Annotated in this window: 19 protein-coding genes; 10 read left to right on the top strand and 9 right to left on the bottom strand. The window is 75.4% G+C overall.

The features are described from left to right. Positions 1 to 206: 206 nt before the first annotated feature. Positions 207 to 638 (top strand): SsgA family sporulation/cell division regulator, encoded by a 432-nt coding sequence (locus ACLQ22_RS18145; protein WP_067311359.1) that lies wholly within the window; start codon positions 207 to 209, stop codon positions 636 to 638. A gap of 102 nt (positions 639 to 740) precedes the next feature. On the opposite strand, the gene ACLQ22_RS18140 is transcribed toward ACLQ22_RS18145, so the two are convergent. Next, positions 741 to 1,517: an SDR family oxidoreductase gene (locus tag ACLQ22_RS18140; protein ID WP_425693347.1), complete on the bottom strand. Its 777-nt coding sequence runs from the start codon at positions 1,515 to 1,517 to the stop codon at positions 741 to 743. Positions 1,518 to 1,822: 305 nt separating this feature from the next. Here ACLQ22_RS18140 and ACLQ22_RS18135 point away from each other — a divergent pair, with 305 nt between their 5' ends. The 3 genes from ACLQ22_RS18135 to ACLQ22_RS18125 are packed head-to-tail and all read left to right on the top strand — an operon-like array spanning position 1,823 to position 3,700. Then, on the top strand, positions 1,823 to 2,725 hold the full coding sequence (locus ACLQ22_RS18135; protein WP_425693346.1) for a helix-turn-helix transcriptional regulator: 903 nt from the start codon (positions 1,823 to 1,825) through the stop codon (positions 2,723 to 2,725). Positions 2,726 to 2,732: 7 nt separating this feature from the next. Continuing rightward, positions 2,733 to 3,188 carry an RrF2 family transcriptional regulator gene (locus tag ACLQ22_RS18130; RefSeq protein ID WP_121398934.1) on the top strand — a complete coding sequence of 152 codons (456 nt, stop codon included), beginning with the start codon at positions 2,733 to 2,735 and terminating at the stop codon, positions 3,186 to 3,188. Further along, a complete protein-coding gene (locus ACLQ22_RS18125) occupies positions 3,188 to 3,700 on the top strand; it encodes a GNAT family N-acetyltransferase (RefSeq protein WP_425693345.1) in 513 nt (170 codons plus the stop codon). The genes ACLQ22_RS18130 and ACLQ22_RS18125 overlap by 1 nt, the downstream gene beginning before the upstream one ends. Before the next feature lie 78 nt (positions 3,701 to 3,778). On the opposite strand, the gene ACLQ22_RS18120 is transcribed toward ACLQ22_RS18125, so the two are convergent. Then, positions 3,779 to 4,342: a flavin reductase family protein gene (locus ACLQ22_RS18120; RefSeq protein ID WP_425693557.1), complete on the bottom strand. Its 564-nt coding sequence runs from the start codon at positions 4,340 to 4,342 to the stop codon at positions 3,779 to 3,781. 345 nt (positions 4,343 to 4,687) lie between these two features. Between ACLQ22_RS18120 and ACLQ22_RS18115 the strand changes: the two genes are divergently transcribed. Further along, positions 4,688 to 4,867 (top strand): DUF4236 domain-containing protein, encoded by a 180-nt coding sequence (locus ACLQ22_RS18115; RefSeq protein ID WP_007075522.1) that lies wholly within the window; start codon positions 4,688 to 4,690, stop codon positions 4,865 to 4,867. Positions 4,868 to 4,924: 57 nt separating this feature from the next. Here the strand turns inward: ACLQ22_RS18115 and ACLQ22_RS18110 are convergent, their stop codons facing one another. Further along, positions 4,925 to 5,815: a hypothetical protein gene (locus ACLQ22_RS18110; RefSeq protein WP_425693344.1), complete on the bottom strand. Its 891-nt coding sequence runs from the start codon at positions 5,813 to 5,815 to the stop codon at positions 4,925 to 4,927. Between the two features lie 172 nt (positions 5,816 to 5,987). Then, positions 5,988 to 6,509: a VOC family protein gene (locus ACLQ22_RS18105; RefSeq protein WP_121395776.1), complete on the bottom strand. Its 522-nt coding sequence runs from the start codon at positions 6,507 to 6,509 to the stop codon at positions 5,988 to 5,990. A 50-nt stretch (positions 6,510 to 6,559) separates the two neighbouring features. Between ACLQ22_RS18105 and ACLQ22_RS18100 the strand changes: the two genes are divergently transcribed. Both ACLQ22_RS18100 and ACLQ22_RS18095 read left to right on the top strand, forming a co-directional pair. After that, complete coding sequence (locus ACLQ22_RS18100) at positions 6,560 to 7,021, top strand: MarR family winged helix-turn-helix transcriptional regulator (RefSeq protein ID WP_425693556.1); 462 nt, start codon at positions 6,560 to 6,562, stop codon at positions 7,019 to 7,021. Between the two features lie 57 nt (positions 7,022 to 7,078). Continuing rightward, positions 7,079 to 8,641 (top strand): tetratricopeptide repeat protein, encoded by a 1,563-nt coding sequence (locus tag ACLQ22_RS18095; protein ID WP_425693343.1) that lies wholly within the window; start codon positions 7,079 to 7,081, stop codon positions 8,639 to 8,641. Positions 8,642 to 8,677: 36 nt separating this feature from the next. On the opposite strand, the gene ACLQ22_RS18090 is transcribed toward ACLQ22_RS18095, so the two are convergent. Both ACLQ22_RS18090 and ACLQ22_RS18085 read right to left on the bottom strand, forming a co-directional pair. Then, positions 8,678 to 10,180, bottom strand: a complete 1,503-nt coding sequence (locus tag ACLQ22_RS18090) for a sensor histidine kinase (RefSeq protein ID WP_425693555.1) — start codon at positions 10,178 to 10,180, stop codon at positions 8,678 to 8,680. A gap of 53 nt (positions 10,181 to 10,233) precedes the next feature. Next, a complete protein-coding gene (locus ACLQ22_RS18085) occupies positions 10,234 to 10,890 on the bottom strand; it encodes a response regulator transcription factor (RefSeq protein ID WP_357876174.1) in 657 nt (218 codons plus the stop codon). A 94-nt stretch (positions 10,891 to 10,984) separates the two neighbouring features. Between ACLQ22_RS18085 and ACLQ22_RS18080 the strand changes: the two genes are divergently transcribed. Next, positions 10,985 to 12,100: a LolA family protein gene (locus ACLQ22_RS18080; protein WP_425693342.1), complete on the top strand. Its 1,116-nt coding sequence runs from the start codon at positions 10,985 to 10,987 to the stop codon at positions 12,098 to 12,100. A 171-nt stretch (positions 12,101 to 12,271) separates the two neighbouring features. Further along, complete coding sequence (locus ACLQ22_RS18075) at positions 12,272 to 14,578, top strand: HelD family protein (RefSeq protein ID WP_425693341.1); 2,307 nt, start codon at positions 12,272 to 12,274, stop codon at positions 14,576 to 14,578. 328 nt (positions 14,579 to 14,906) lie between these two features. Here ACLQ22_RS18075 and ACLQ22_RS18070 read toward each other — a convergent pair whose 3' ends face one another. After that, complete coding sequence (locus ACLQ22_RS18070; protein ID WP_121398940.1) at positions 14,907 to 15,314, bottom strand: hypothetical protein; 408 nt, start codon at positions 15,312 to 15,314, stop codon at positions 14,907 to 14,909. 381 nt (positions 15,315 to 15,695) lie between these two features. On the opposite strand from ACLQ22_RS18070, the gene ACLQ22_RS18065 reads away from it, so the two are divergent. Continuing rightward, positions 15,696 to 16,100: a hypothetical protein gene (locus ACLQ22_RS18065; protein ID WP_132240023.1), complete on the top strand. Its 405-nt coding sequence runs from the start codon at positions 15,696 to 15,698 to the stop codon at positions 16,098 to 16,100. Positions 16,101 to 16,170: 70 nt separating this feature from the next. Here the strand turns inward: ACLQ22_RS18065 and ACLQ22_RS18060 are convergent, their stop codons facing one another. Then, the gene (locus ACLQ22_RS18060) at positions 16,171 to 17,124 is read right to left on the bottom strand and encodes a sporulation protein (protein WP_425693340.1); all 954 of its coding nucleotides are present in this window, start codon (positions 17,122 to 17,124) and stop codon (positions 16,171 to 16,173) included. Positions 17,125 to 17,329: 205 nt separating this feature from the next. Next, entirely contained in the window at positions 17,330 to 17,842 is a 513-nt protein-coding gene (locus tag ACLQ22_RS18055; RefSeq protein ID WP_425693339.1) for an HAD domain-containing protein, read from the bottom strand. Positions 17,843 to 17,893: the final 51 nt, after the last annotated feature.

Genomic DNA, 17,893 nt, shown 5'->3' with positions numbered 1-17,893 from the left:
CGACTGAACCACCCGATGCCGGGCGGGATCACGCACTGGGCAGAACCGGAAATCCTACATGAATATTCACATTCACGCGGCCTTTCCGACCCCCTTCCCACCACTGGGTGAAGTCAGCGTATGGCGGAGCGTAGCCAGGAGTAGCACCTGAGTATGGGAAAAGCGGGACACGCGCGTTCCGCAGCGGTGCCGGGGGGAGATCGTCCATGAGTGTCATCCGACCGACGACCGTAGAGGTCGAGACGTCGCTAAGGCTCGTCGCACCTGACGCCACCGCCTTGCCGGTGCGTGCCAGTCTGCGTTACGACCCTGCTGATCCGTATGCGGTCCATGTCCTGTTCCACGCCGAATCCGCCGGCGGCGAGGCGGTCAGCTGGTCGTTCGCCCGGGAGCTGCTGGTCACGGGCCTCGACGAGCCGGCCGGCATCGGGGACGTGCGGGTCTGGCCCTGGGCCACCCCGCGCGGGGACTTCGTCGCGTTGGCGCTGTCGTCGCCCGACGGCAACGCCCTGTTCGAGGTGCCGCGCAGCGTCCTGGTGCGTTTCCTGCGCCGGACCTACGTCGTCGTCCCGCGCGGCCGCGAGGCCGAGCACCTGGACGTCGACACCGCGGTGAGCCGGCTGCTCGCCGGTCGCTGAACCACCGGCCACACCGGCCGTCCGGGGCCGCGCGGATCTGCCGAGTCCGCGCGGCTCCGGCCCACCAGGGGGTACGCGCACCGCCTCCCGCCCTTCGCCGGTTCAGCCGTGGGTGGTGATGCCGCCGTCGACCGGGATCACCGCACCCGTGAGGTACGCGCCGGCGCGGGACGACAGGTAGATCGCGGTGCCGGCCATGTCCTCCGGCCGGCCGATGCGGCCCAGCGGCACCTGCCCCTCGATGGCGGCCCGGGACGCGGGGTCGTCCAGCGCGAACGCCATCATCTTGCTCTCGAACGGCCCCGGCGCGATCGCGTTGACGGTGATCTGCTCGCCGGCGAGCTGGTGGGCCAGGCCGCGGGTGAGCATGTGCACGGCGGCCTTGGTCGCCGAGTACGCGTACACCTCCATCATCGGCACCCGGATGCCGTCGATGGAGCCGATGTTGATCACGCGGGCCGGGTCGTCGGCGCTGGCCGACGCGCGCAGCGCGGGCAGCAGCGCGGTGGTGAGCCGGAAGACCGCCTTGACGTTGACGGCCCAGAGCTTGTCGAACGCGCTCTCCGGGTACGACTCCAGCGGCGCGCCCCACGTCGCGCCCGCGTTGTTGACCAGCACGTCGAGCCGGTCGTACCGCTCCCGGACGGCGGCGGCCAGGCCCTCGGCGCCGGTGTCGTCGCCGAGGTCGGCGGGGATGGCCTCGCAGCGCCCCTCGGCGGAGAGTTCCTTGGCCACGGCCTCGCAGACGTCCGCCTTGCGGGACGAGATGATCACGTGTGCGCCGGCCCGGACGAAGCCCTGGGCGATCATCAGGCCGATCCCCCGCGAGCCGCCGGTGACCAGGACCGTCTTGCCTTCGACCGAGAACAGATCCGTCATGCCCATCCCATCGCGAGTCGGCCGGGGCCGCCGGGGCGGGGCGGGCGGCCCGACCGGCGCGGACCGGCTCCGGCCGTGCCTCGACCGGACGGCGCTACCGCTCGGTAACGTAGCCCGGCCCCGGCGACCTCGACAACCCCCGCCGGTCGGCCCGGGGCCGGCCCGCCGCACACCCGCCCGCCCCGGCGCACCGCTCGGCCGTCGGGCGCCCGCGGGCCGGGCCCGCACTGCGACCGGCCGCGCGCGTGACCTGGGAGGCGCTCCCGGGATGCATTGGTCGTCGCCCCGGGCTACCGTCGCAGGCGATGGTCTCTTCCGGTCAGCTCTCCCCCGCTCCGCCCGGCAACCCGGCGACCGCCGCCGCCGAGATCGACACGGTCGCCCTCGGTGACCTCGCCTCCGAGCCGCGCTGGCGTCGTCCGGTGCTGCTGGAGAAGGACCTGCTCGTGCTGACCACGGGCGGACACGGCACGGCCGAGCTGGATTTCCGCGCCCTGCCGTGCCGACCCGGCACCCTGCTGCGGGTGCGCGCCGGCCAGGTGCTGCGCTGCGCCGGTCCGCAGCTCGACGCGACGGTGGTGCGCTGGGATCCGGCGGCGCTGCGCGGGCTCGACGTCGACCCGGACGCCGTCCCGGCCTGGCTCCAGCTCGCCGGCGAGGACGAGGACGCGGTGATCAACGAGGTGAGCCAGCTGGCGGTGGACTGCGAGCGCCACCGGGGGGTGGCCGCCGCGCGCGGACTGCTCCGCCATCAGCTCGCCGTGCTGCTGCTCCGGCTGTCGCTGCTGCCCGAACGCGCCCACCCGGCGACCCGGGCGGAGACCGCCACCTTCCACCGGCTCTGCCGCGAGGTCGAGCGCGGCTACCAGCACACCCGCCGGGTCGAGGACTACGCCGCCCGGCTGGGCTGCTCGGTGCGTACGCTCACCCGGGCCTGCCTGGCGGTGACCGGGCGCAGCGCCAAGCAGGTGGTCGACGAGCGGGTGGCCCTCCAGGCGAGCCGGCTGCTGGCCGCCACCGACGAGCCGATCGCACGGATCGGCCGGCGGCTGGGGTTCTCCGAGCCGACGAACTTCGGCCGGTTCTTCACCCGGGAGGTCGGGGTGAGCCCGGGCGCGTTCCGCGCGGCCCGTGAGCAGCCGGTACCCGGGCCGGTGGTCCGTCCCCGCCCGCCCGCCGACGCGACCGGCCGACCGCGCGGGGCATGATGTCGGGGTGCAGATCTCCGCGCGCGGCGACTACGCGGTACGGGCGGCCCTGAGCCTCGCCACCGCGTACCCTCGGCTGCTGTCCACCCAGGCCATCGCCACGGAGCAGGACATGCCGCGCAAGTTCCTGGAGGCCGTCCTGGCCGACCTGCGGCGGGCCGGCATCGTCCGCGCCCAGCGTGGCGCCGAGGGCGGCTACACGCTGGCCCGGCCGCCGCGCGAGGTGACCGTCGGCGCGGTGCTGCGTGCGGTGGAGGGTCCGCTGGCCGGGGTGCGCGGGCTGCGCCCGGAGGAGACCAGCTACGAGGGCGCGGCGGAGAACCTGCCCGGGCTCTGGGTCGCCGTGCGGGCCGCCGTGCGGCGGGTGGTCGACGAGGTGAGCCTCGCGGAGATAATCAGTGGCCGGCTGCCCGCCCACGTCCGTAGGTTGACGGCCCTGCCCGACGCCTGGGAGCCGCGCTGATGCCCACCCCCGTCCTGCACACCGACCGCCTGCTGCTGGAGCCCTACCGGCCGGACGACGCCGAGGACGCCGTGTCCCTGCTCGCCGACCCGGAGGTGGGCCGGTTCATGGGCGACGGCCCGCTGAGCGCCGAGGAGGCCGGCGCCCTCTTCGGGCGGATCTTCACGAAGGTCTACGCGAACGACCTCTTCGACGTCTGGGCGGTGCGCCGCGACGGTCGCTACGTCGGGCACGCCGAGATCAAGCGGACGGACCAGGTCGACGGCCACGAGATCATCTACGCGCTGGCGAAGCCGGCCTGGGGCGCCGGTCTCGGCACGGAGTTGGCCCGGGCCCTGGTCCGCTACGGCTTCGACACCCTCGGCCTGCCCCGCGTGTACGCGACGGTCGCCGACGCCAACCACGCCTCGCTGGCGCTGCTGGGCAGGATCGGCTTCGTCCACGAACGCGACATCGCCGAGGACGACGGCGGCGTGACCCGCGTGCTCGTCGTCGACCGCGCCCCCGCCTGACGCCCGCCCCCGGTCACCGGCGGCACGGTCCGCATTCCACACCCGCCGGCCGTGTGGTGAGAGCGTGGCCCGGTCGGGTCAGGGCCGGGCCGGCGTGCCCGTCGTGGTGTAGCCGCCCCGGTGGTGCACCAGCGGGTCCCCGTCCTCGCCGCCGCCCAGCGCGAGCGGCTCGGCCACGAAGAGGGTGTGGTCGCCGACCGGCACCCGGTGCGCGACCCGGCAGAGCAGCCGGGCCAGCGCCCCGGTCAGCAGCGGCACGTCGAACGGCCCCGGCGTCCAGTGCGGATAGGCGGCGAACCGGTCGATCCCGCCGGTGGCGAAGACCCGGGCGGCCTCCCGCTGGTGGGCGCCGAGCAGGTGCACGGCGACGTGCTCGGCCCGGGCGAAGACGGGCCAGCTCGACGAGGCGGTCCCGAGGCAGAACGAGACCAGCGGCGGGTCCAGCGAGACCGACGTGAACGACGTGGCGGTGAAGCCGGCCCGGACGAGCTCGCCGGAGCCGTCCGGGCGGGCCGGCGCGGCGGCGTCCGGGGCGACGGTGGTGACGACGGTGACGGTGGCGGCCTGCCGGCGCAGCAGCGCCCGGAACAGGTCCCGGTCCACCGGCAGCAGGTCGGCACCGCCCTGCGGGGACCACTCCATGGTGGTCACGCCGGCTCCGGGGCCGGGTGGGCGCCGGGGGTGCGGGGCAGCCCTGCGTCGACGGGCGGGCGAGCCGCGTGGGGAAGATCGTCCCGCTGCGTCATCGCCCCATGCTGCCGGGGGCCGGGGCGCCGGTCAATGCCCCTATCGGGGGGCGGGATCGACGTCGGCCGACACCGTCGCGAACCCCTATGCCGGCGGGTGAGGCTCGGCACGCCCTCGGACGCGCAGGGGTCGGCACCCCTCGGCACCGTCCACCGCGGACGGGCGGGGGTTTCACGATTCGGCGATCCGGGCATGTTCGGGTTCGACAGGGCAGGGAAGGGAATCGAAGGGAGCACGACGATGGGTCTGATGTTCCGCAAGCGCAAGAAGTACGGTCCGATCATCCTGAACTTCACCGAGAACGGTTTCTCCTCCTGGAGCATCAAGATCGGTCGCTGGTCCTGGAACTCGCGGGCCAAGGCGCACCGGGTCGACCTGCCGGGTCCGCTGTCCTGGAAGCAGGACAAGTCCCGGGCGTGAGGTCCCGAGGTCGAGCGGGGTGCCGGTGATCCACCGGCACCCCGCTCGGCGTTCGCGTCAGGACGCCGTCCCTTCCTTCCGGGCCGAGACGACCACGTCACCGCCGAGCCGGCCGTGCTCCGGGTCGCGGGCCGCCTCCCCCGCGTCGAGCAGGCCGGTCAGCGCCCGGACGGCGTCGGACGACCGGTAGACCGTCGCGGTGAGGGCGTGACGGCGCAGCTCGGTGACCGTACGGGGGCCGGTGCGCGCCAGCTCCGCCAGCAGTTCGCGGCGCAGCGGGCCGGGCTCCGGGTCCGGGACGACGTCGAGCAGCCGCCCCGCCGGGTCGCGGTAGCGCACGCCGGCGGCCCCGTCGACCGCCCAGAGCGCCTCCTTGAACGCCTCCAGGCTCTTGTCCGACCCGGTCGCGAAGGCCAGCAGCCGCGCCGGGGCCCCGTCGGCGGGCACCAGCTCCACCTCGGTCGTCAGCGGGAACCCGGCGTCGGCGAGGGCGGCGCGCGCGGGGGTGCCGGCGGCGGTGGCGAGCAGCACGTCCGCCGGCTTGCCGACGGCCGCGGCGGTCAGCACGGCGGGATCGGTGGCGTCGTCGTCCACGACGGACAGCAGGGGCGCGCCAGCCGCGCCGGCCGCCTTGACCGCCACCGGCAGCCGGGCCGGGCCGCCGGGCACGAGGTGCACGGCGACTCCCGCCGGCAGCTCCGCCTCCACGGCGCCGAGCCGGGCCGGCAGCTCCTCGGTGCCGTCGGCGAGCACCAGCACGGTGAGCTGGCGGCCCCGCAGCCGGTCGGCGTGCCGGGCGACCACCCGCAGCGCGGCCTCCGCGGAGCCGGCGTCGCCACCGGCGTACGCCAGGGCCAGGGTGGCCCGGCGGGCGCGGTGCAGCGCCCCCGGCAGCCAGGTCTCCAGGTGTCGGACGAGCAGCTCGCGCAGGACGGCGTCGGTCGGCATGCTGCCGTTCTACCGCACGCCCGTCCCGGGCCGGACACAGCTCCCCCACCCGGACCCGACGGCGCGGCGCGCGGTCGGGGCGGCGTCCGGTCCCCGGGCACGCCGCCAGCTCCTCGTCGGCGAAGGCGTTGTCGAGGGAGAGTGGTCGGGGTGGCGTCGGATCCCGGTCGGGTCAGGCCGGGACGGAGACGCCCACGCCGCCACGGGTCTGGCCGCCGTAGCGCCGCCGCTCGGCGTCCAGGTCGAGCCGGCCGATCCGCTTGCGGGCGGCCAGGGCCGCGTCGTCGAGCCGGTCGGCGGGCACCAGCCAGACGACCTCGAACTCCAGCCCGTCCGGGTCCTGGCCGTAGAGGCTCTTGGTGGTGCCGTGGTCGGACGCGCCGACCAGGGCGCCGGCGGCGGCGAGCCGCTGGGCGGTCACCTCCAGCTCGTCGAGGGTGTCGACCTCCCAGGCCAGGTGGTAGAGCCCGACGGTGCCGCGGCCGGCGGTGGAGGGGCCGGTGCCCGCGCCGACCTCGAACAGGCCGAGGTCGTGGTCGTTGGTGGAGCCGGGCGCCTGGAGGAAGGCGGCGCCCCGGAAGCCGTCCGGCGTCATCGGGATCGGCCGGAAGCCCAGCACGTCGCGGTAGAAGGCGACGCTGCGGGCGAGGTCACTGACGTAGAGCACGGCGTGGTTGAGGCGGTGGATTCCCATGCCACCGACGCTAGCGCGGTTTTGTTGAACGTTCAACCATCTGGCGTATGATGGGCGTCATGACCCGCTGGCTGGACCCCGACGAGCAGCGCACCTGGCGCGCGTACCTGACCGCCTCCCGCGCGCTGATGGAGGCGCTGGACCGGGAGCTGCAACGTGACGCCGGGATGCCGCACGCCTACTACGAGATCCTGGTCCGGCTCTCCGAGGCGCCGCGGCGGCGGCTGCGGATGAGCGACCTGGCCGAGGCCAGCGGCTCGTCGCGCAGCCGGCTCTCGCACGCCGTGGCCCGGCTGGAGGCGGCCGGCTGGGTCCGCCGCGAGGAGTGCCCCACCGACCGACGCGGGCAGATCGCCGTCCTCACCGACGAGGGATTCGCCACCCTCGCCGCCGCCGCGCCCGGCCACGTCGAGGGCGTACGCCGGCACCTGTTCGACGCGTTGACCCCGGCCCAGGTGGACCAGTTGCGCCGGATCAGCGAGACGCTCGCCGCACACCTGACCGGTTCTTGACCAATACACTCCCGCTCGGGTCTTGTACTTACCGTCGTCGGATGAGCACGATGGGGCGTGCCTTCCGGCTTCGGTGATCTGACTGACCAGGCGCACCACCTGGTGTCCGCCGGCGACCTCGCCGGCGCCCAACGGCTGCTCGCCGACGCGCTGACCGACGCCGACCCGCGTCCGGCCAACGCGACACCCGAGCTGGCCGAGGCCGCCAGCCTCCAGGCCCGCGTGCTGGTCGCCCTCGGCGAACCGCACTCGGCCCGGGGCTGGGCCGCGTTCGCGTACGCGGCCGCGACCCGGCTGCACGGGCGCGCCGACCAGCGCACGGTCGCCGCCGCGGCCACCCTCGCGGCGGTGCTGCACCGGGTCGGCAGCTGGTCCCGCGCCGCCCGGCTCTACCAGGAAGTGATCATCGAGCTGACCGCGCTCGACGGTCCCGAGTCACTGCGGGTGCTCGCCGCCCACGCCGACCTGGCCACCGTGGAGTACGCGCGCGGCCAGTGCCAGGTGGCCCGCGACCGGTTGCAGGACGCCTGGGAGCTGCACCGCGAGGTCTACGGCGACGGGCACCCCAGCGGCATCAAGATGCTGGCCCGGCTCGGGGCGATGCAGCGCGACTGCGGGCAGTTCGCCGAGGCGCACGACAACCTGGCGCTCGCCCGGGAGCTGTGCCGGCAGCACCTGCCGGCCGACGACCCGCTGGCGGCGCAGGTGGCGGCGCTCGCCCGGGCGGCGGCCAATCCGGACCACGTCTGCGCCGACACCGCACCCGTCGGCCGGGACGGTCCGATCGTGCCGTCCGCGCGCACCCCGCCCCCGGGCGACGGGCCGACGACGGCGCAGCACCCCTCGCAGCCGGGCTACCGCCCGGCGGAGCCGGACCCGTACGCCGGGCCGCCGCACGTGGTGCCGACGCCCCGGCAGCCCACGGAGGACCCGCCACCCGGCTGGTGGCCCCCCGAGGCCGACGCCGGGGACGGGCCGGCCGACAGCGCCGTGCCGCCGGCGGTCGTCCCCCTGGCCGGCGGCGCCACCGACGAGGCCGACGGGGTGCACCGGGTCCGCCAGCCCGGCGCGCCCGAGGAGCCCTACCAGCCGTCGCGGCTGCTGCCGGTGCCGGTGCACCGCGCGCCGTCGCGGCGCGGCAACCGGCTGCTGCCGCTCGTCGTCGGCGGCGTCGTGGTGGTGCTGCTGGGCACGGCCGCGGTGATCGCCGGGGTGGCCGGGGTGGACGGTGACCCCGACCCGGTGCCCCCGGCCGCGACCGGCGCGCCGGCCTCCACGCAGGCCGGGGGCCCGGCCGGCACGGGCGCCCCGCCCGCCGCCGGCCCGACGGCCGGGGCCGTGGCCTCCCCCGGCAGCCCGCCGGGTTCGGTGACGCTGCGGGACAACCGCGACAACGTCGCGCTGCGCTGGACGTACCCGGCCGGCGGGGAGGGCCCGGTGGTCATCTCGGGCGGCCGGGTCGGCCAGGCGCAGACGGCCTTCGCCAACCTGCCCGCCGGCACCACCGCCTTCGTCGTCTACGGCCTGAACCGCAGCACCGACTACTGCTTCACGGTCGCGGTCGTGTGGTCGACCGACACGATCGCCCGCGCGCAGCAGGTCTGCACCCGCCGCGGCTGACGGTCCGCCAGCGGCCGCCCGGCGCAGCCACGGCCGTCAGGGCCGCTCCGCGTCGGGCAGGGCCGGCAGCAGCAGCCGTACCCGCAGCCCAGGACCGCCGTCCCGGCCGGGGTGGGCGTCGGTCAGGACGATGCCGCCGCCGGCCCGGCGGACCAGCTCGCGCACGATGGCCAGGCCGAGGCCGGCGCCGCCGTCGTCCCGGGCGCGGGCGTCGTCGAGCCGGGTGAACCGGCCGAAGACCCGCTCCCGGTCCGCGGCCGGGATCCCCGGCCCGTCGTCGGTCACCGTCACCAGGTGGTACGCCACGGCGCCGCCGCCGGCCTTCCGTCCGGCGGTCCCGGCCCCGCTGTCCCCGTGGCCGACGGTCCCGGCCCCGCTGTCCCCACGGCCGGCGGCCCGGCCGTCGCCCTCGCCGACGGTTCCGCCGTCGCCACCCGCCCGGTCGCCGCCCGCACGGTCGGCGGCCGGCCCGGCGGCCAGCACCACCTCGCCTCGGGCGTGCCGGACCGCGTTGTCGACCAGGTTGGTGAGGATCCGGCGCAGCTCGTCGGGGTCGCCCTCGGTCCACAGCGGCGTCGCCGGCGCGTCGAGGCGCACCGGCGGCGACGGGTACCGGGCGGCCACCGCCGCCAGCAGCGCCCCCAGCTCGACCGGTCCGGTGGCCCGCGCCGTCGGCCGCTCGTCGAGCCGGGCCAGCAGCAGCAGGTCGTCGACGAGCCGGCCGAGGCGCTCGGTATCGGCGAGCAGGTTCGCCGACACCGCCGTCCAGTCCGTCCGGTCGGCGAGCCGCCGGGCGACCTCCAGCTCGGTACGGATGTTGGTCAGCGGGCTGCGCAGCTCGTGGGCGGCGTCGGCGACGAACGCCCGCTGCCGGTCCCGCGCGGACTCCAGCCGGCCCAGCATCCCGTTGAGCGTGACCGCCAGCCGATGGATCTCGTCCTGCGACGCCGGTACGGGCAGCCGCCCGCCCCCGTCCCGTCCGGTGATCTCCTCGGCGCCCCGGCGCAGCGCCTCCACCGGGCGCAGGGTCGCGCCGACCACCCGCCAGGCCACGGCTGCGAGCACCGCCACCAGCAGCGGGAAGCTCACCAGCAGAATGGTGCGGACGACGTGCGCGCTGTGCCGTACGTCCGCCAGCGACCGGGCCACCAGGACGGTGCGCGGGTCGGCGGCGGTGCCCGCCGGTACGGCCACCACCCGCACCGGCCCGGCCAGCCCGACCCGCTCCCCAGACACCGTCAGCCGCTGCCGCGCGCCGGTGTCGAGCCGTTGCGGCGACACCATCGGCACCAGCCGGTCGGCGTCGATCGAGGCGGCCCGCACCCTGCCCTCGGCGTCGATCACCTGCACCCGGACCTGTCCACCGGCCACCGGCAGCGGATCGGGCAGGACCTCCTCGGCGGCGAGCAGCGCGACCGCGTCGGCGGTCCGGAACGCCTCGGTGTCCACCGCGCGTTGCAGGGCCCAGCCCAGCACGGCGAGCAGGACGAGCCCTCCGACGGCCAGTCCCCCCGACACCCCGAGCACCCCGACCACCATCAGCCGCCCGCGCAGCCCGAGCGCGGCACGCAGGCGTCCGCGCAGCCCCCGCGTCACGGGGCGAGCCGGTAGCCGGCGCCCCGGACCGTCTCCAGACGCTCCCGGCCGATCTTGCGCCGCAGGTACCCGACGTAGACCTCGACCGCGTTGGGTGCGGTCTCGACGCTGGCGTCCCACACGTGGTCGAGCAGCTCCGTCTTGGAGACCACCTCGCCGGGGCGGCGCATCAGGTAGTCGAGCAGCGCGAACTCGCGGCTGGTCAGCGCGACCTCGGCGTCGGCCCGGGTGACCCGCCGCCGGGCCGGGTCGAGCCGCAGGTCGCCGACCGCGAGCACCGTGGGGCGTTCGGGGGCGCCGCGGCGCAACAGGGCCCGCAGCCGGGCCAGCAGCACGACGTACGAGAAGGGCTTGGTGAGGTAGTCGTCGGCCCCGCAGTCCAGCCCGTCGGCCTGGTCGTACTCGCCGTCCTTGGCCGAGAGCATGAGCACCGGGAGCCAGTGCTCCTCGGCGCGCAGCCGGCGGACCAGTTCGTAGCCGGAGAGGCCGGGCAGCATCACGTCGAGGATCATCGCGTCGTACCCGCCGTGCCGGGCCGCGTCGAGCCCCTCCGGGCCGGTCGCCGCCACGTCCACCGCGAACCCCTCGGCCTGCAGACCCCGTTGCAGCGCGGACGCCAGCCGCGACTCGTCCTCCACCACCAGCAACCGCACGGGGTCAAGGGTGCCACCCGGGCGGGCGGTCGTACGGTCGTCCTCAGCGCCCTCACAGCGTCCAGGGGGCAGGATGTCCGGCAGGAGGTGTCACATGTCCGTCCTGAAGAGCCGTCCCGTCCTGCGCTGGCTGGTCCCGGTGACCGCCGTCGCGACCGTCATCGGCGGCGGCGCCGCGCTCGGCACGTTCGCCGCCCAGGCCGAGCCGAGCCTGCCGCCGCGTACCGCCGCCCAACTCCTGGTCGACCTGCAGACCTCCCGGCTGGAGGGGCTCTCCGGCACGGTGGTGCAGCGCGCCGACCTGGGCCTGCCGCCGCTGGCCGGCCTGGTCGCCGGCGACGGTCCGGCCGGCCTGCTGACCGGCACGCACACGCTGCGGGTCTGGCACTCCGGGCCCGACCGGCAGCGCATCGCGCTGGTCGACACGCTCGGCGAGCGGGACGTCATCCGCAACGGCCGGGACGTGTGGGCCTGGAACAGCCGGTCCAACACCGCCACCCACCGCACGCTGCCCGAGGGCGCCGCCGGGACCGAGACCCCGGAGTTGCCGGTCACCCCCGGGGAGGCGGCCGACCGGGCCCTGGCGGCGATCGGCCCGAGCACCGAGGTGAGCGTCGGCCGGTCCGCGAAGGTCGCCGGCCGGGACGCGTACGAGCTGGTGCTCGCCCCGCGCGACGCCGCCTCGCTGGTGCACCAGGTGCGCATCGCCATCGACGCGCGCCAGCACGTGCCGCTGCGCTTTGAGGTCTTCGCCGACGGCAGCGACAAGCCGGCCTTCGAGATGGCCTTCACCCAGGTGTCGTACGCCCGGCCCGCCGCCGACCAGTTCACCTTCAACCCGCCGCCCGGGGTGAAGGTGACCGAGGAGACCGCCGGCAGGCAGCCCGCCGACGCGCCCGGGAAGCGGCCGGCGCACGGCGAACGGCCGGACGTGCGTACCGTCGGCGAGAGCTGGGCCACGGTGGTGGTCGCGCGGCTCGACGGCGCCGGCGCACCCGCCGACCGGGCCGGAACCACCCCCGGCGGCGCCGGGAACGGGTCGACCGGCGACCCGGCGGCGCTGCTCGGCAAGCTGCCGAAGGTCAGCGGCGACTGGGGCAGCGGCCGGCTGCTGACCGGGAAGCTGTTCAGCGCGCTGCTCACCGACGACGGCCGGCTCATCGCCGGCGCGGTGACGCCGGAGCGGCTCTACGAGGTGGCCAGGGGCTGAGAATCGGCAGTCCGGGGGCCCGCCACGCGGCGGGCCCCCGCTGTCTGCGCGGTACGGGTCGTGGCGTGGCCCGGCGCGCTTGGTCGCGACGGCCGGCGCACGGTATCTTTCTCAGTTCAGGCAACAAAAAAGAACGGCTCTCAAAGCCGTTCCGAGAGAGATGCTACTCGAATGGGAGACGGCTTGTCAAGGCATTCCGCCAATTCCGCCGAATTGCAGCCCGATGACGAGATCGGCCGCGAACAGGATTACGTCTCGATGCTCTACCGCCGGCTGGACGAGCTGCGTGAGCAGGCCTCCCGCCGGCTGGGCGACGAGCTGCGGGCGACCGGTGGCACCCGCCAGGCACTCTCCCAGCGCGACAGCGCGGTGCGGATGTACGCGGGCCAGGTCGAGCAGTTCTCCGCCGTGGAGAGCGGCCTGTGCTTCGGCCGGCTCGACACCAACGACGGCAGCCCCCACTACATCGGCCGGATCGGCATCTTCGACACCGACGGCGACTACGACCCGCTGCTGATGGACTGGCGCGCCCCGGCGGCCCGCGCCTTCTACCTCGCCACCGCGGCCAACCCCCAGGGCGTACGCCGCCGCCGGCACCTGCGTACCCGGGAACGCAAGGTGACCGCGCTCGACGACGAGGTGCTGGACCTGGACACCGCCTCCCCCACCGCGCACGAGGAGCTGACCGGCGAGGCGTCGCTGCTCGCCGCGCTCAACGCCGGGCGCACCGGCCGGATGCGCGACATCGTCGAGACCATCCAGGCCGAGCAGGACCGGATCATCCGCGCCGACCTGCCGGGCGTACTGGTCGTGCAGGGCGGCCCCGGCACCGGCAAGACCGCCGTCGCGCTGCACCGTGCGGCGTACCTGCTCTACACCCACCGCGAGCAGCTCTCCGCCCGGGGCGTGCTCCTGGTCGGCCCGAACGCCACGTTCCTGCGCTACATCTCCCAGGTGCTCCCGGCGCTGGCCGAGACGGGCGTGCTCCTACGGACCCAGGGCGACCTCTTCCCGGGGGTCAGCGCCCGCCGGGCCGAGCCTGCCGCGACCGCCGCGCTCAAGGGCAGCGCGGTGATGGTCGAGGTGCTGGCCGCCGCCGTCCGGGACCGGCAGTGGGTGCCCGACGAGCCGCTGGAGATCGAGCTGCCGCAGCAGGAGGTGCTGCTGCTCGACCCGGAGACCGTGCGCGCCGCCCGGGACCGGGCCCGCCGCTCCGACCGGCCGCACAACCTGGCCCGGGCGCTCTTCGACGTCGAGATCGTCCACGCCCTCGCGGCCCAGGTCGCCGAGCGGATCGGCGCGGACCCGCTGGGCGGGGAGAACCTGCTCGACGAGGCCGACGTGGCCGAGATCCGCCGCGAGCTGCGCGAGGAGCCCGAGGTGCAGGCCGTGCTGGACCAGCTCTGGCCGGTGCTCACCCCGCAGCGCCTGCTCGCCGACCTGTACGCCTCCACCAGGCGGATCGCCGCCGCCGCGCCCATGCTCACCGAGGCCGAGCGGGCCATGCTGCACCGCGAGCCGGGCGGCTGGACGCCGGCCGACGTGCCGCTGCTGGACGAGGCGGCCGAGCTGCTCGGCGAGGACGAGCGGGCCGCCGCCGCCCGCCAGGAGCGGATCCGGGCCATGCAACGCGAGTACGCCGAGGGCGTGCTGGAGATCGCCCGGGGCTCCCGCTCCATCGACGTCGAGGACGAGGCCGAGGGCGGCGAGATCCTCAGCGTCACCGACCTGCTCGACGCCGACCGGCTGCTGGAGCGGCAGGAGGAGGTCGACCGGCTGACCACCGCCCAGCGGGCCGCCGCCGACCGGCGCTGGGCGTTCGGGCACGTGATCGTCGACGAGGCGCAGGAGCTCTCGCCCATGGCCTGGCGGCTGCTGATGCGCCGCTGCCCGAGCCGCTCGATGACCATCGTCGGCGATGTGGCGCAGACCGGCGCGCTGTCCGGCACCCCGTCCTGGGCCGACGCGCTGGAGCCGTACGTGGCGCAGCGCTGGCGGCTGGAGGAGCTGACCGTCAGCTACCGCACCCCGGCCGAGATCATGGCGGTCGCCGCCGACGTGCTCACCGAGATCGACCCGGCACTGCGCCCACCCCGCTCCGTACGCTCCAGCGGAGTGCCGCCGTGGGACCGCGCGGTGGCGCCGGAGCACCTGGCGGCGGAGCTGGTTGCCGCCACCACCCGGGAGGCCGCCGGCCTGGACGACGGCCGGCTCGGGGTCATCGTGCCGGCCGGCCGGGTCGACGAGCTGGGCGTCGCGCTCACCGCCGCCCTGCCCGAGGCGGCCGTCGGCGAGGACCCGGAGCTGGAGAGTCGCGTGGTGGTGCTGACCGTCGGCCAGGCCAAGGGCCTCGAATTCGACTCGGTCCTCCTGGTCGACCCCGACCGCATCGTGGCGGAGTCGCCCCGGGGCCGAAGCGACCTCTACGTCGCCCTCACCCGCGCCACCCAACGCCTAGGCATCCTCCGCCCCACCTGACCCACCCAACCCGGCCTCCCCACCCGCCCGCCTCCGGGCTCCGGGCGTCCGGGCCTCCGGGCACCGGGCTCGGGCTCCGGGCACCGGGCTCGGGCTCCGGGCACCGGGCTCGGGCTCCGGGCTCCGGGCTCCGGGCTCCGGGCTCCGGGCTCCGGGCTCGGGCTCCGGGCTCCGGGCTCCGGGCTCCGGGCTCCGGGCTCCGGGCTCCGGGCTCCGGGCTCCGGGCTCCGGTGATCATGAGGTTGACGGCGATGTTGATCTCTACGGCTGCCGCCACCCTCATGATCGACCCGGTGGGTCGGGGCGGGAGGGGGCCGGGGTGGGACTGTCAGTCCGGGGTGAAGTCGCCGACCTGGCTGGCGGTGCCGGACTGGTCGCTGGTGGAGCCGCCCGCCGGGGTACTCAGGCCGCCGGTGGTGGCGTCGCCCGTGGTGGTCGGGGCCACCTTGCCGGGGTGCCGCTCCGGCTGCCGCGCCACCCGGCGCACGCTGGCCGGGCCCGCGGTGCCGCCGGTCGTGGTGACCGCGCCCTGTCCTCGGGTGGGTCCGCCGTCCCGCAGCACCTCCGGGTCGATCGGGACGTGGGCGGGGTCGTCCGGGTCCTCGTCCTGGATGACCCGCTGCACGTCGGTGCGGGGCACGGTCACCTCGTCGAGGGCGCCCTCGCCGTACACGCCGCCGGCGATCCGGTCCTCGGCCTGCCGGGCGGCTTCCTGTCGCATGTCGTCCTCACGCACGTCCATCACCTCGCAGAAGTGTCGGTCCGGATTGCGTGCCCCAGGGCCGGCCCGGCAAACCCGCCCCGACGCCCCGCCCCACGCCTCGATCATGCAGTCGTGGTGCCCGGCAGATGCCCGTTCGGGCGTTTTGCCCCCCACCACAACCGCATGGTCGACGCCGACCTCCGGGGCCAGGGGCCACGGCCAGGGCGCGGGGCCAGGGGCGGGGCCGGGGCCACGGGTGGGCGGACTATTCGGGCAGCCGTGGGGGTTACTGGCCCCGGCGGCTCGGGTAGACGGCGGGTGCCCCCGCCATGAACGCGAACCGTGCCGTGGCCGACACGCGGTAGCGGGGCGAGGGAACGCAGGTACGACTCATCGCATCCTGAGGAGGACAAGATGAGCACGCAGGCTGCTTCCACCAGGCCGATGAACCGGCCGACGCAGGACGCGCCCAACCGGGCGATGCAGGACCGGGCCATGCAGGACCGGGCCATGCAGGAGACGCCCACCCGTCCGATGCCGATGATGCACGACGGGCACCGGGAGGCCATGCAGGCACCCGGCACGGAGACCAAGCCGTCGCTGCGTACGACCGAGTTCTGGGTCTACATCGCGGCCGTGATCGGCGTGCTGGCCGCCTCGCAGCTGGTCGGCCGGAACTCGGCCGGCGTGGACATCTTCCGGGCCGACAACGCCTGGTTCATGATCACGCTGCTGACCATCGGGTACCTGGGTAGCCGTGGTCTGGCCAAGGCCGGCAGCAACTGGCGCAGTGGTGAGGAGCGCAAGGCCCGGCACTGACCGGGCACCGCTCCATCAGAAACGGTGGCCTCCGGGACGACAGTCCCGGAGGCCACCGTCCTGTGTGGCCCTACTCCTCGAAGCCGCCGAAGTCCTCGCCGTCGCCCTCGAAGGCGTCGCCGATCATGTCGCCGACGATCATGCCCCCGACGGCTCCCATCGCGGCACCGGCGACGACGCCGCCCATGCCGGCGCCCCGGCCGTGACCGTGCCCGTGGCCGCCGAACCCGTGCGCGCCACGCAGGCTGCCGTAGCGGGACGTCGTCTCCCGCAGCCAGCCGTCGACCACCTGGACCCAGTCCGTCCGGTCGGCTTCGGTGTGCGAGACGCGGTAGTGGCCGAACGCGTCGTGCCCGGGGGTGAGGAACCCGCCGCGCTTGTCGCACTCCAGGATCACCTCGACGCCGTGCGGGCTGGTGACGAAGGTCAGCTCGACCTCGTTGATGGTGCCCGCGTACTGGGGCGAGGCGAAGAACTCGATCTCCTGGTAGAACGGCAGCGTCTGCTGCGTGCCCCGGATGTGGCCGCGCTCCAGGTCGGCGTGCTTGAAGCGGAAGCCGAGCCGCTGGAACGCCTCCAGGATCCGCTCGTGCACCGGCAGCGGGTGCACGTTGACCTGGTCCAGGTCGCCCTTGTCCACCGCCCGGGCGATGGCCAGCTCGGTGCGCAGCCCCATCGTCATGCCGCGCAGCCGCTGGCCGTAGACGTCGGTGATCGGGGTCTCCCACGGCACCGGGAGCTGGAACGGGATGGCGAGCTGCTGCTTCGCGGCGAGCTGGAGCGGGCCGCTGACCGGCAGCCGGTGGAACTCCATGACGCCGGCGTACTCGGTGTCGTGGCCCTCGATCTCGACCCGGGTGACCAGGCCGACGACGACCTGCTCGATGTTGGCCGGCGCGTCGCCGCCGAGCAGGTTCACCTGGCCCTCGAGGGTCAGGCCGGGCCGGGTGTTCGGGTTGGTCAGGACGGTGTCGACGCTCGGCCCGCCCACCCCGAACGCGCTCAACATCTTCTTGAAGACCATCGGAACTCCCGCGCAAAGACACCGCGCTCCACCCTGGAGCGGGTCGCTGACTTCCCGGGACCCTAACCGGAGGCGCTGTGAAGTGCCTGTGAAGGCGCGCCGTCCGACGAGAGCACCCACCGCAGGCCGGCGCACCCGACGCGGCGTCGAGCCTGCCGCGGCGGGTCCGACGGCCGTACGACAGCCGGCATGAACGAGCAGGCGATCAGGCGGCGGTGAGCCACCGGCGGACGGCGGAGAGGTCGGCTTCGGTGAGGCCGACGTACGGGTCGACGCGGTGCAGCAGCGCCCGCGCCGGGTGGTGAGCCGCGACCCAGCGCCGGTCGGCGCCGGTTGTCTCGTCGTCGAGCCAGACGAACGGGCGTCCCGCCGCCCACCGGGTCAGCGGCTCGGTCTTCCAGTGCAGCCCGTGCCTCGGCTCCTCGTCGTCGTCCGGCCATTGAACGACGGGCAGGTCGGGGAGTCCGAGCCGGGGTGCGACGATCTCGTTCGCTTCCGCCATCCACGTCGTCGCCCAGACCAGCTCGCAGCCCAGGGCGAGCAGCCGGCGACCGTCGTCCGGATCGAGCCGGTCGAGCAGCGGGTTGCCGGTGCCGTCCGGCGCCGCGACCGCGCCGCCCGAGGAACGTCTGCGGCCCACCGGCCGGGCTCTGAACGGGATCAGCGGTCCGTCCACGTCGAGGAAGACCAAGGGGCGGTCGGCGCGGCCGGGCAGCACGGATCGAACCGTATCGTGGGGCGGATCCGAGCCGGGCCGGCGGCTCTGGTG

The organism is Micromonospora sp. DT178 (assembly GCF_049841695.1).
In the GTDB taxonomy this organism is placed as follows: Bacteria; Actinomycetota; Actinomycetes; order Mycobacteriales; family Micromonosporaceae; genus Micromonospora.
Note: the sequence above shows the minus strand (reverse complement) of the source record. Positions and strands in the feature narration are given on the sequence as shown.